Source organism: Bacillus sp. RC51, assembly GCF_044908115.1.
Classification (GTDB): Bacteria; Bacillota; Bacilli; order Bacillales; family Bacillaceae_G; genus Bacillus_A; species Bacillus_A mycoides.
In genome coordinates, this window is sequence record NZ_JBIYCW010000022.1 from 46,628 (window position 1) to 58,433 (window position 11,806).

The window sequence follows — 11,806 nt, forward strand, 5'->3', positions numbered from 1 at the left end:
ATGGCACGTAAAACAAACACTCGTAAAAAACGTGTGAAAAAGAATATTGAAGCTGGTATAGCTCATATTCGTTCTACTTTCAACAACACAATCGTAACACTTACAGATACTCATGGTAACGCACTTTCTTGGTCTAGTGCTGGTGCACTTGGTTTCCGTGGATCTCGTAAATCTACTCCATTCGCTGCGCAAATGGCTGCTGAAGCTGCTTCTAAAGTTGCAATGGAGCATGGTTTAAAAACTTTAGAGGTTACTGTTAAAGGTCCTGGTGCTGGTCGTGAAGCTGCAATTCGTGCTCTTCAAGCGGCAGGTCTAGAAGTAACAGCAATTAGAGATGTTACTCCAGTTCCTCATAATGGATGTCGTCCACCAAAACGTCGTCGTGTGTAATTTTTCTGTATAGAATTTTCCCTTTTGTCTATAATGGATATGATGCATTATCGAGAAATTTCGTACAGAAACATCGCTTGTTGTGCACAATCGGGAACTGCCTAAGGGGGACTTTCGGTTAAACAGAGGTTCTTCCTTTGTTTAACCGGGGTTTCGACGTTTTGAAGGAGGGTTTAGTTAATGATTGAAATCGAAAAACCGAAAATCGAAACGGTTGAACTTAACGAAGATGCTAAGTATGGCAAATTCGTGATTGAACCGCTTGAGCGTGGATATGGTACTACTTTGGGTAACTCCTTACGTCGTATTCTTTTATCCTCACTCCCTGGTGCCGCTGTAACTGCTATCCAAATCGATGGCGTTTTACACGAATTTTCAACAGTTGAGGGCGTAGTAGAAGACGTTACGACGATGATCTTAAACTTGAAAAAGTTAGCTCTTAAAATCTACTCTGAAGAAGAGAAGACGTTGGAAATCGATGTACAGGGCGAAGGTATTGTCACAGCTGCTGATATTACTCACGATAGTGATGTTGAAATCTTAAATCCAGATTTACACATTGCGACGTTAGCAAAAAATGCGCATTTCCGCATGCGTTTAACTGCAAAGCGTGGCCGTGGGTATACGCCAGCTGATGCAAATAAAAGCGAAGATCAACCAATAGGAGTAATTCCTATTGATTCTATTTATACTCCAGTATCACGTGTGACTTACCAAGTGGAAAAGACACGTGTCGGACAAGTGGCTAATTATGATAAGCTTACGCTTGATGTATGGACGGATGGAAGCATCGGGCCAAAAGAAGCTATCTCTTTAGGTGCCAAAATCTTAACTGAGCATTTAAATATCTTTGTTGGTTTAACTGACGAAGCACAAAATGCTGAGATTATGGTCGAGAAGGAAGAAGATCAAAAAGAAAAAGTTCTTGAGATGACTATCGAGGAACTAGATCTTTCTGTTCGTTCTTATAATTGCCTAAAACGTGCAGGAATTAATACTGTACAAGAGCTTGCGAACAAAACAGAAGAAGATATGATGAAAGTTCGTAACTTAGGACGTAAATCCTTAGAAGAAGTTAAACATAAACTTGAGGAATTAGGTTTGGGTTTACGTAAAGACGACTGAGGATTTAAACCCATCAACAAAGGAGGGAACTACGAATGGCATACAGAAAATTAGGCCGTACAAGTGCGCAACGTAAAGCTATGTTACGTGATTTAGCTACTGATTTAATTATCAACGAGCGCATCCAAACGACAGAAACTCGTGCAAAAGAACTTCGTTCTGTAGTGGAAAAAATGATCACTTTAGGTAAACGCGGAGATCTTCATGCTCGTCGTCAAGCAGCAGCTTTCATCCGTAATGAGGTTGCTAACGCTGAGACTGGTCAAGATGCACTTCAAAAATTATTCGCTGATGTAGCTCCACGCTATGCTGAGCGCCAAGGCGGATACACTCGTATTGCAAAAATTGGTCCACGTCGCGGAGACGCAGCACCAATGGTAATTATCGAGTTAGTATAATGATGATTAAAAGGGCAGGACAGTTCTTTTCAAGTAACTGGTCATGGCCCTTTTTTTTTAAGTATAAAAATAGGCTAACTTGACGAAAGAAAGGGTGCCTTGTATTGAAAAAAGAGAAACTTCGGACAGAAAATATATCATTTCAATATCCTGGGGCAGCCTCTTATGCATTAAAAGATGTTTCGTTTTCCTTATATGAAGGAGAATGGGTATCTGTTATTGGACAAAATGGTTCAGGGAAGTCTACACTTGCAAAATTATTGAATGGCTTATTTTTACCGGAATCAGGGAAAATTACTTTAAATGATACAATGATTTTATCAGAGGAAACAGTATGGGATGTTCGAAAGCAAATTGGCATGGTATTTCAAAATCCAGATAATCAATTTGTTGGAACGACAGTACAAGATGACGTTGTATTCGGCCTAGAGAACATCGGAATGCCAAGGGAGCAGATGATAGAAAGACTAGAACAAGCTCTGCAACTTGTCCGTATGGAAGATTTTTTAAATGAAGAACCCCATTCGTTATCTGGTGGACAAAAGCAGCGAGTCGCAATAGCAGGTGTTCTAGCACTTCAGCCATCTATTTTAATACTAGATGAAGCAACTTCAATGTTAGACCCTCAGGGGAGACGTGAAGTAGTAGAAACGGTCAGACAACTTGTTGATCAAAAAGGTATTACGGTGTTATCGATTACGCACGATTTAGAAGAGGCGGCACAGTCAGACCGTATTATTATTTTGAACAAGGGAGAAATATTAGAGGAAGGTACTCCAGAGCAAATTTTCAAATCCTCTCATATGCTCCAAGAGATTGGATTAGATGTACCTTTTTCGGTGAAAATAGCAGAATTATTAAAAAGAAATGAAATTCACTTGCAAAACACGCATCTTACAATGGAAAGCTTGGTGAACGAACTTTGGAGATTACATTCCAAAAAGTAGAACATCGTTATCAATATAAAACTCCATTTGAAAGACGCGCACTTTATGATGTAGACGTGTCGTTTCCAAGTGGGGGCTATTATGCCATTATCGGTCATACTGGTTCAGGTAAGTCGACGATGATTCAACATTTAAATGGTTTATTGCAGCCGACAAATGGTACGGTTCAAATTGGTGAACATTTAATTTCAGCAGGGAAGAAAGAGAAAAAGCTTAAGCCGCTACGAAAAAAAGTAGGGGTTGTCTTTCAGTTTCCAGAACATCAACTATTTGAAGAAACAGTTGAAAAGGACATTTGTTTTGGACCGACTAATTTTGGTGTATCTGAAGAAGAGGCAAAACAAAAGGCGAAAGATGCAATCCAGCTTGTTGGATTGGACATAGAGTTATTAGCACGTTCTCCGTTTGAATTAAGCGGTGGGCAAATGAGGCGTGTTGCAATAGCAGGCGTACTTGCGATGGAACCCGAAGTGCTTGTATTAGATGAACCTACAGCAGGGCTTGATCCAAAAGGACAGCACGAGCTCATGGAGATGTTTTACAATTTGCATAAGGAACAGGGGCTTACAGTCATTCTTGTTACCCATAATATGGAGGATGCCGCTAAGTATGCAGATCAAATAGTGGTCATGCATAAAGGAACGGTCTTTTTGCAAGGAAGAGCAGAGGAAGTATTTTCATATGCTGATGAATTAGAACAAATCGGTGTGGATCTTCCAATGTCTTTAAAGTATAAACGTGCAATTGAAGAGAAGTTTGGTATTTCAATTTCGAAGGCTACCTTATCTTTAGAGGATCTTACTCATGAAGTTGTACAGGTGTTACGAAAAGGTGGTCATGAATCATGCAGCAGTTGATTATTGGGAGATATATTCCAGGTCAGTCACTCATTCATCAACTTGATCCTCGTACGAAGCTGTTGATTGTCTTTTTATATGTATTTGTTGTTTTCTTAGCAAATAATGCGATTTCATATGGATTTTTATTTTTATATGCACTCATTGCTTTATTTTTTGCAAAAGTGCCGATTCGTTATGTACTTTCGGGCTTAAAACCAATTCTGTGGATTTTTCTTTTTACATTTTTCCTGCATATTTTTACAAATAAAGAAGGGGAAGTACTAGTCCAGCTTGGTTGGTTTTCGATACATGAAAAAGGATTAGAGCAAGGGATATACATTTCTATACGATTCTTCGTTATTATTTTAATGACGACATTATTAACGTTAACGACGACACCTATTGAAATTACAGATGGGTTGGAGACGTTATTAAAGCCGTTCAAGCGTATAAAAGTTCCTGTTCATGAAATCGCATTAATGATGTCAATTTCACTACGTTTTATCCCGACATTAATGGATGAAACGAGTAAAATTATGAAAGCACAAGCGTCACGTGGCATTGATTTCGCCGGGGGACCGATAAAAGATAGGATGAAAGCTATTATCTCACTACTCGTTCCATTATTTATCAGTGCTTTTAAGCGTGCAGAGGACTTAGCGATTGCGATGGAATCTCGTGGATATAAAAGTGGCGAAGGACGTACTAAATTTAGGCAACTACGCTGGAAAATAAGTGATACAGTAACAATTGTAAGCTTACTTTGTTTAGCTTGTATTTTGGCATGGGTGCGGTCGTAATGGAGAATAGAGAAATGGAAAGAATAAAATGTACAGTTGCATATGATGGCATTCATTTTTGTGGTTACCAAATTCAACCACAGCATCGGACTGTTCAACAAGAAATAGAGAAAGCATTGCAGAAGTTGCATAAAGGAGAACTTGTTCGTGTGCAGGCATCAGGCAGAACGGATTCTACCGTTCACGCCAAAGGACAAGTGATACACTTTGATACACCTTTGTCTCTTGAAGAGTGGCAATGGAGTAATGCTTTAAATACAATGTTGCCGGATGATATTATTATCAGGCAGGTAGAGAAGAAAACAGAAGAATTTCATGCACGTTACGGTGTCGAGAAAAAAGAATATCGCTATCGTGTATTATTATCAAAGACTGCGGATGTATTCCGTAGAAATTACGTATATCAATATCCATATCCACTCGAAATAAACTCTATAAGAAAAGCGATTCCTTATTTTATTGGAACGCATGACTTTACTTCTTTTTGTTCGGCAAAAACTGACAAAAAAGATAAAGTACGAACAATTTATGAAATCGAATTAATTGAGCAAGACGATGAATTAATTTTTCGCTTTGTAGGTAATGGATTTTTATATAATATGGTCAGAATTATTGTTGGTACGTTACTTAGCGTAGGTCAAGGAAAGCTTGATCCGGATAGTATTCCAGAGATTTTAGCGAAACAAAATCGCCAGTTTGCTGGAAAGATGGCTCCAGGTCATGGACTTTACTTATGGCAGGTAAACTATAACAACTAATCCTGGTGTAACATTTGCTTGACATTAGAAACTCAAAAGTATATCATAACATATGGTATTGTTTCTAAAACCACGATTAGCCCCGGAAGGAAATCGTGTTTAAGATAAACAATAGATTTTTTCTATGGAAAAGATAACGAGGAGGGAAACACATGCGTACGACTTTTATGGCAAAAGCTAACGAAGTTGAGCGTAAATGGTATGTGGTTGATGCTGAAGGTCAAACTTTAGGTCGCCTATCTACTGAAGTAGCATCCATTTTACGTGGTAAACACAAACCAACATTTACACCACACGTTGACACGGGTGATCATGTAATTATTATTAACGCTGAGAAAATTCATTTAACAGGTAATAAATTAAACGATAAAATTTACTACCGTCACACTAACCACCCAGGTGGACTTAAGCAAAGAACAGCTCTAGAAATGCGTACAAACTACCCTGTACAAATGTTAGAGCTTGCAATTAAAGGCATGCTTCCAAAAGGACGTTTAGGACGTCAAGTGTCTAAGAAATTAAACGTGTATGCTGGAGCAGAGCATCCACACCAAGCACAACAACCAGAAGTTTACGAACTTCGCGGATAATTAATTAAAGGAGGGCTTACTTTGGCACAGGTTCAATACTATGGCACTGGACGTCGTAAGAGTTCAGTAGCGCGCGTACGCCTAGTTCCAGGCGAAGGACGCGTTATTATTAACGGTCGTGATTTTGAAAACTATATCCCATTTGCTGCATTACGTGAAGTAGTGAAACAACCTCTAGTTGCAACAGAAACTTTAGGTAACTACAATGTACTTGTAAACGTAAATGGTGGTGGATACACTGGTCAAGCTGGTGCTATTCGTCACGGTATTTCTCGCGCTTTATTAAAAGCTGATCCAGAATACCGTCTAACATTAAAACGTGCGGGTCTATTAACTCGTGACGCACGTATGAAAGAGCGTAAAAAATACGGTCTTAAAGGCGCACGTCGTGCACCTCAGTTCTCAAAACGTTAATTTTTGCGAACTACAAACCCCAACCATTTTGGTTGGGGTTTTTTTATGTTTAATTCTTCTTTTGTAATTTTTTTAGCTTGGAATATTTTAGTGCTACCGCCTCGCGTATGCTTCTTCTTTAGAAGTTTAGACTAATACGTATTAGGGAGGTTTATAAGTACTATGAATGTCATTGTCAGCTTACAAGAAAAACAAAAAGAAAAGCAGTTAAAATACGAGCGGAAGATGCTGCGAGAATTATCATTAAAAACATTGCGTTTAAATATTCGTGATGCCTTTCAGATGCAAGAACTTCATCGTCAGTATGAAGATTATTGTATTGAACTAGGGATAGAATCTTATTTATTAGGAGCGAGATACAGTAAATTTGGTTATCATGGTGAATCATTCTTTGATGTGAAATATAGGGCTTTAGAAGAAGAACAACAATTAACTGAAACGTTATTTCAATTTTTAACGAGTATGACTATACGTGAAATTAAGTTGCAAGACGAGGAATTGCTTTTTGAATCTTGCCAGCAGTTTATCGGCTTGTGGTGGCAGGAAGGGTATGAAAAAGGCGAAAGAAGATATCGATTAAAGCTACACTAAGACAAGCATAAACTTTCCTCTTGTCCCATATAAGTAATTAGAGGGACTAGCTGGAGGAGGAAAGGTATGAAGAGAATTCGAATTATCTCTTTTGCGCTCGCTGCGGTTGTTTTGTTTTTTTTAGTTAAACAAGAATTTCAAATTACAAAATCGTGGCGAGCTTGGAATTTACCCTTATCAGGGAAAGTGATTGTACTAGATGCTGGGCATGGTGGGCCAGACGGAGGGGCTGTTGGTGGAAAGGATATTGTAGAAAAAGATATTACACTTGAGATTACAAAAAAGGTACAAGATTATTTACAAGAACAAGGTGCTTTAGTTATTTTAACGCGTGAAGGAGATTATGATCTAGCTAATAAAGATACAAAGTCATATAGTAGACGTAAAGCAGAGGATTTAAAAAAGCGTGTTGAGATCATTAATAAGCCTGATGTAGACTTTTTTGCGAGCATTCATTTAAATGCCCTAACTAGTAGTGGATCTAAGGGCGCACAAACGTTCTACTATCGTTCTTCGATTGAAAATGAACGGGCTGCGAAATTTATACAAGCTGAATTGAGAACAAGCTTAGAAAATACGAATCGTTCTGCTAAAACAATTCCTCACGTGTATTTATTGAAGTATGCCAAAACACCAGGTGCTTTAATTGAGGCTGGCTTTTTATCGAATGTGAATGAAAGATATATGTTAAATTCGGAGAAATACCAACAAAAAGTAGCTGCTGCAATATATCGTGGTATATTACGTTATTTTACGGAAAAAGGAAATCCTCCAGAATAAGGAGGATTTTTTCGAGTTTCTCTCGTTAACGAAGTTTTCCGAAAATATGTTATACTGGAAATGTAAACGCATTTATTTCAAAAATAAAGAGAGATAAATTTAATTAACATTACGTTATTTTTTATACAGGGGGCTGGGCTAATTATGGTAACAAAAGAGCAGGTAGTGGAAGCATTGGAAGGGATTGTAGATCCGTTTATACATAAAACGTTAAAAGAAACAAATGCAATTAAAGAGGTGACAGTCAAGCCTGAGAAGGAACATGTAAGTGTTAAAATTGCAATTGTAAAGACGGGTACAGCGGAACAAATGCAGTTGCAGTCTGGAATTGTAAAGTTAGTAAAAGAACTTGGAGCAACAACAGTTGGACTTCGTTTTGCAGAATTTACAGAAGAGGAATTAGCTCAGTTTGCACCACCGCAAGAGGAAGAGAAAAGTGAATCCTTATTATCACCGAACTCAAATACAACATTTTTAGCAGTGGCAAGTGGAAAAGGTGGAGTAGGGAAATCAACTGTTTCTGTTAACCTTGCAATTGCTTTAGCTCGTTTAGGCAAAAAGGTTGGTATCATTGACGCGGATATTTACGGTTTTAGTGTACCGGATATGATGGGTATAGAAAAACGTCCAATCGTAAGAGGTGATAAGATAATACCAGTGGAGCGTCTAGGCGTGAAAGTAATCTCAATGGGATTCTTTGTAGAAGATAACGCACCTGTTATTTGGAGAGGACCGATGCTTGGGAAAATGTTAAATCACTTTTTCACAGAAGTAGAGTGGGGTGATTTAGATTACTTAGTATTGGACCTACCACCAGGTACGGGTGATGTTGCTTTAGATGTACATTCGATGTTGCCGGCTTGTAAAGAGATTATTGTAACAACGCCGCATCCAACAGCGGCATTTGTAGCAGCGCGCGCTGGAGCCATGGCTTTACGTACAGAACATAGTATTCTTGGTGTTGTTGAAAATATGGCGTATTTTGAAAGTAAAGCAACTGGTGAAAAAGAGTATGTGTTTGGAAGAGGTGGAGGAGATAAATTGGCTACGGAACTCCAAACGGATGTACTTGGCCGAATTCCACTTCAACAACCTGATTGGAATAAAGAGGACTTTGCGCCGTCAGTATATGAAGATACACATACAACGGGTCTCATTTATCGTACGATAGCTGAGACAGTTATTGATAAAACAGCTGTCGCGCAAAAATAAAGTAGTAATGAGTGGACAATATATACATTGTCCACTCATTACTATAATTTTTATTATTGTTCTTTGTTCCCATCTTGGGAACCGCCTTCACCACCTGCGCCTTTCTTATCAGATCCACCTTTTTCGGCTTTTTGTACACCTTTACTAATGATGTCAATCATCTTAGCTTGGAAGAGTGGACTTTCGGCAGTTTCGGTTAGTACTTGCTGTAAATATTGACGATATTCTTTACTCTTCATTGTTTGTAACATAATTTTCTCTACTTCAGGATTTTTCATAATTTCTATAACACCTGATTGGTATTCAGGATCTTTTAGTAAAGTTTTCATTAAGTTTGTTTGTTCTTTTCCCATACTTTTAGCAAATTTCGATGAGAACTCAGGGTCTTTAAAGAGCTTTTCCCAGAATTGTTGCCCTTTTTCAGATACCAGTGCATCTTCAATCGTTTTCTTTACTACTGTTTCATCTAGTATGAGTGCTTGTTTCATTTTTTCATCAGTTAATACATCTTGGATCGCTTTTTTTCCTTGATCGGTTTTTAAAATATCAACAATCATTTTTTTTGTTTGATCATAATCAAGTTCGGATTTTGCTTCTTTTTCTTGTGCACATGCCGCTAGTGCTATAAATAGAAAAGAAGAAATCAAAACGAGCAGCATCCGTTTCATAAGTTGGAGCTCCTTTCAGCAAAGTTCTCTTTTTTTAATATAAATCTCTTTAAGGAATTTATACATTAACATGACTAGCTTTTTGAAATTGTCATTGTTACAATTTAATTAGAAATATAAGAATAATGGGGGATGTGTTGTGAATAGCCGCAAGTGGGTACGACTATTTTTTACGACGTTGTTTCTTGGTGGGATTAGCACAGTCTTTATTGGTTTTGTTTTAGAGTGGGACAAGTACGCTAAATTTTTTCAAAATTTCGACGGAAAAGAGATTTTAGCAATTTCCTTTTGGTTGATGGGCGTAGGATTTATTTTTAGTGTTATAAGTCAAATGGGGTTCTTTGCGTATTTAACGATCCATCGTTTTGGATTAGGGATGTTTCGGTCATCTTCTTTATGGAATACAGTGCAACTGTTCTTTATTGCGTTCGTATTGTTTGATTTCGTTTATTTAAGGTCAGTACTTATTGCAAATGGGGAAGTTTCATTAGGGAATAACATACTTGTTGCTGGGATGTTATTTGTGTTTGGGGCAATTGTCGCTTATATAAAGAGTAAAGAAACGAATAAAAAAGCATTTGTTCCCGCTCTGTTCTTTATGGTCGTTGTAACAATTCTTGAATGGGTACCAGCGCTCCGGATTAATGATACAGATTGGTTATATTTAATGGTGATACCACTTCTATTATGTAATTCATATCAGTTACTTGTATTGCATCGTTTAATTGGACAAAAGAGTAAGTCAGCTTAATGAGGAGAGTGGATTTTTAATTATCCAGATTCTTATCGTCTGTAAATGCTAGCATAAAAAAGCTCTGCTATTTTAATAAAAGATAGCAGAGCTTTTTATGTGTGAAGAACCGTGTAGAAAGGAACTACTTAATATCTTCACTTTTTGTACTTGTGTTGGAAATAAGTTGTGATACAGATGTTTGTTCATATCCGTCGCTCTTTAATTTTTGTAAGAGTAATGGTAAAGCCTTATTTGTTTGAAGGGCAGAATCAGAAGCATGTAATAAGACGATATCTCCACCCTTTAAATTGCTAGAGACTGTGGAAATGATTTTATTTACGCCGGGATTTTTCCAGTCATTTGAATTGTTACTCCAATGAACGATGGTGTATCCGAGTGATTCCGCTATTTTAAGAGTTGTTTTGTTAAAATCGCCACTAGGTGGACGTAATAGCTTGACTTGTTTTACGCCAAGTTTCGTAAAAACATCTTGTGCCCGCAAAAGATCTCGTCGTATTTCATTTGCTTCTAGTGAATTGTAGGATGTGTAATTATAGCCCATACTACCAATCTCATGTCCATCTTTCATGATGCGTTCGACAATATCAGGGTGTCTTTCAGCCCATGCAGCAGAGAGAAAGAAGGTTGCATTCTTAATTTCTCTTTCTTTGAGTGTATTAAGGATTGGAATAGCTTTTTTGTCCCCCCAACTAATGTCAAACGTGAATGCAACTTGTTTTTTTGCAGTGTCCCCTTTGTAAATCACTTTAGGGCCAGTAGCAGTTGAAAAAGCAGATTCATGTGAATATGTTTTTAAAAAGAGTAGCCATGCTGTAAATAAGGAAAGTACGATTATTAAGCTAATGTGTTTAAATGTTCTTTTACTCGTAATAAAAAAGAAAAACATAATATTACGCCCCTTTGTCCAATCCTTTTCAGTTACATATATGCTTTAAATTAAAAAAAGAGAACAAGGGATTAATATCGTAAGTGGTGGATATAATGAGTGATAGAATTTTGTTTTTTGATGATACATTATTGATAATTGAAAATGAGTGGGGCGTTTATAGGTACACGTAAGGAGTTATTGGGGTGATAATTTGCTTGGGATTATGTTGACGAAGGAAGAGAAAAAAGAAATGGAATACATACTGAAGAGAGAGTTAGAGGAACTTTTATTTGATTTTGAAGACGAGCGTATACATAGCGTTGTAAAAAAGGCGATGGAAGAAAGGTATAAAATCATTTTTTGTTTATTTCGGAGAGTTGCTAATAGGGAAGAATGTATTCGTTATGTAAGAAAAAGAATTTTTTATTAAAAAGTATTGACGTTAAGAATAAGTATATGATAAATTAATAAACGTCGCTGATGCAGAAACGCAGAAAACGGCAAAAAAGAAATTGAAAAACTTAGTTGACATCGAAAAATGAAGATGTTAACATAAGGAAGTCGCAAATGAGCGACCAAGTAGTTCTTTGAAAACTGAACGAAACAAACAACGTGAACGTCAATTTTTATTTTTAGATGCTAGACAAACTAACTTTATTGGAGAGTTTGATC

At 37.3% G+C, this 11,806-nt stretch carries 16 protein-coding genes; 14 read left to right on the plus strand and 2 right to left on the minus strand.

Features of this window, described 5'->3' with window-relative positions; genetic code table 11:
- From rpsK to ABH959_RS27755, 12 genes are all read left to right on the plus strand, one after another.
- On the plus strand, positions 1–390 hold the full coding sequence (rpsK, locus tag ABH959_RS27700) for a 30S ribosomal protein S11 (protein ID WP_002009745.1): 390 nt from the start codon (positions 1–3) through the stop codon (positions 388–390).
- A gap of 180 nt (positions 391–570) precedes the next feature.
- Complete coding sequence (locus ABH959_RS27705) at positions 571–1,515, plus strand: DNA-directed RNA polymerase subunit alpha (RefSeq protein WP_002009743.1); 945 nt, start codon at positions 571–573, stop codon at positions 1,513–1,515.
- A 35-nt stretch (positions 1,516–1,550) separates the two neighbouring features.
- Positions 1,551–1,913, plus strand: a complete 363-nt coding sequence (gene rplQ / locus ABH959_RS27710; RefSeq protein WP_000331490.1) for a 50S ribosomal protein L17 — start codon at positions 1,551–1,553, stop codon at positions 1,911–1,913.
- Between the two features lie 104 nt (positions 1,914–2,017).
- Positions 2,018–2,860 (plus strand): energy-coupling factor ABC transporter ATP-binding protein, encoded by an 843-nt coding sequence (locus ABH959_RS27715; protein ID WP_002009740.1) that lies wholly within the window; start codon positions 2,018–2,020, stop codon positions 2,858–2,860.
- Entirely contained in the window at positions 2,836–3,717 is an 882-nt protein-coding gene (locus ABH959_RS27720; RefSeq protein ID WP_002124690.1) for an energy-coupling factor ABC transporter ATP-binding protein, read from the plus strand. Before ABH959_RS27715 ends, ABH959_RS27720 begins: the two co-directional genes overlap by 25 nt.
- A complete protein-coding gene (locus ABH959_RS27725; RefSeq protein ID WP_113938446.1) occupies positions 3,705–4,499 on the plus strand; it encodes an energy-coupling factor transporter transmembrane component T family protein in 795 nt (264 codons plus the stop codon). Before ABH959_RS27720 ends, ABH959_RS27725 begins: the two co-directional genes overlap by 13 nt.
- Positions 4,500–4,513: 14 nt before the next feature.
- Complete coding sequence (gene truA, locus ABH959_RS27730; protein ID WP_002124694.1) at positions 4,514–5,257, plus strand: tRNA pseudouridine(38-40) synthase TruA; 744 nt, start codon at positions 4,514–4,516, stop codon at positions 5,255–5,257.
- Positions 5,258–5,409: 152 nt separating this feature from the next.
- Complete coding sequence (gene rplM, locus ABH959_RS27735; protein WP_002029337.1) at positions 5,410–5,847, plus strand: 50S ribosomal protein L13; 438 nt, start codon at positions 5,410–5,412, stop codon at positions 5,845–5,847.
- Positions 5,848–5,868: 21 nt separating this feature from the next.
- Positions 5,869–6,261, plus strand: a complete 393-nt coding sequence (gene rpsI / locus ABH959_RS27740) for a 30S ribosomal protein S9 (RefSeq protein WP_002009728.1) — start codon at positions 5,869–5,871, stop codon at positions 6,259–6,261.
- Positions 6,262–6,423: 162 nt separating this feature from the next.
- A complete protein-coding gene (locus tag ABH959_RS27745) occupies positions 6,424–6,852 on the plus strand; it encodes a DUF2521 family protein (RefSeq protein WP_002029335.1) in 429 nt (142 codons plus the stop codon).
- A gap of 66 nt (positions 6,853–6,918) precedes the next feature.
- Positions 6,919–7,632 (plus strand): N-acetylmuramoyl-L-alanine amidase CwlD, encoded by a 714-nt coding sequence (cwlD, locus tag ABH959_RS27750; protein WP_002009721.1) that lies wholly within the window; start codon positions 6,919–6,921, stop codon positions 7,630–7,632.
- A gap of 144 nt (positions 7,633–7,776) precedes the next feature.
- Positions 7,777–8,844, plus strand: coding sequence for an Mrp/NBP35 family ATP-binding protein (locus ABH959_RS27755; protein ID WP_113938445.1), 1,068 nt, complete (start codon positions 7,777–7,779; stop codon positions 8,842–8,844).
- A 53-nt stretch (positions 8,845–8,897) separates the two neighbouring features.
- On the opposite strand, the gene gerD is transcribed toward ABH959_RS27755, so the two are convergent.
- Complete coding sequence (gerD, locus tag ABH959_RS27760; RefSeq protein ID WP_002009716.1) at positions 8,898–9,512, minus strand: spore germination lipoprotein GerD; 615 nt, start codon at positions 9,510–9,512, stop codon at positions 8,898–8,900.
- Positions 9,513–9,651: 139 nt separating this feature from the next.
- On the opposite strand from gerD, the gene kbaA reads away from it, so the two are divergent.
- Complete coding sequence (gene kbaA, locus ABH959_RS27765) at positions 9,652–10,263, plus strand: KinB signaling pathway activation protein KbaA (RefSeq protein ID WP_002167158.1); 612 nt, start codon at positions 9,652–9,654, stop codon at positions 10,261–10,263.
- A gap of 124 nt (positions 10,264–10,387) precedes the next feature.
- Here the strand turns inward: kbaA and pdaB are convergent, their stop codons facing one another.
- Entirely contained in the window at positions 10,388–11,152 is a 765-nt protein-coding gene (gene pdaB, locus ABH959_RS27770; RefSeq protein WP_113938444.1) for a polysaccharide deacetylase family sporulation protein PdaB, read from the minus strand.
- A gap of 193 nt (positions 11,153–11,345) precedes the next feature.
- Here pdaB and ABH959_RS27775 point away from each other — a divergent pair, with 193 nt between their 5' ends.
- Positions 11,346–11,564, plus strand: coding sequence for a hypothetical protein (locus ABH959_RS27775; RefSeq protein WP_002139933.1), 219 nt, complete (start codon positions 11,346–11,348; stop codon positions 11,562–11,564).
- Positions 11,565–11,806: the final 242 nt, after the last annotated feature.

Coding starts and splice junctions, on each gene's coding strand:
- rpsK (WP_002009745.1), top strand. CDS start 1: ATGGCACGTAAAACAAACACTCGTAAAAAACGTGTGAAAAAGAATATT.
- ABH959_RS27705 (WP_002009743.1), top strand. CDS start 571: ATGATTGAAATCGAAAAACCGAAAATCGAAACGGTTGAACTTAACGAA.
- rplQ (WP_000331490.1), top strand. CDS start 1,551: ATGGCATACAGAAAATTAGGCCGTACAAGTGCGCAACGTAAAGCTATG.
- ABH959_RS27725 (WP_113938446.1), top strand. CDS start 3,705: ATGCAGCAGTTGATTATTGGGAGATATATTCCAGGTCAGTCACTCATT.
- truA (WP_002124694.1), top strand. CDS start 4,514: ATGGAAAGAATAAAATGTACAGTTGCATATGATGGCATTCATTTTTGT.
- rplM (WP_002029337.1), top strand. CDS start 5,410: ATGCGTACGACTTTTATGGCAAAAGCTAACGAAGTTGAGCGTAAATGG.
- ABH959_RS27745 (WP_002029335.1), top strand. CDS start 6,424: ATGAATGTCATTGTCAGCTTACAAGAAAAACAAAAAGAAAAGCAGTTA.
- cwlD (WP_002009721.1), top strand. CDS start 6,919: ATGAAGAGAATTCGAATTATCTCTTTTGCGCTCGCTGCGGTTGTTTTG.
- ABH959_RS27755 (WP_113938445.1), top strand. CDS start 7,777: ATGGTAACAAAAGAGCAGGTAGTGGAAGCATTGGAAGGGATTGTAGAT.
- gerD (WP_002009716.1), bottom strand. CDS start 9,512: ATGAAACGGATGCTGCTCGTTTTGATTTCTTCTTTTCTATTTATAGCA.
- pdaB (WP_113938444.1), bottom strand. CDS start 11,152: ATGTTTTTCTTTTTTATTACGAGTAAAAGAACATTTAAACACATTAGC.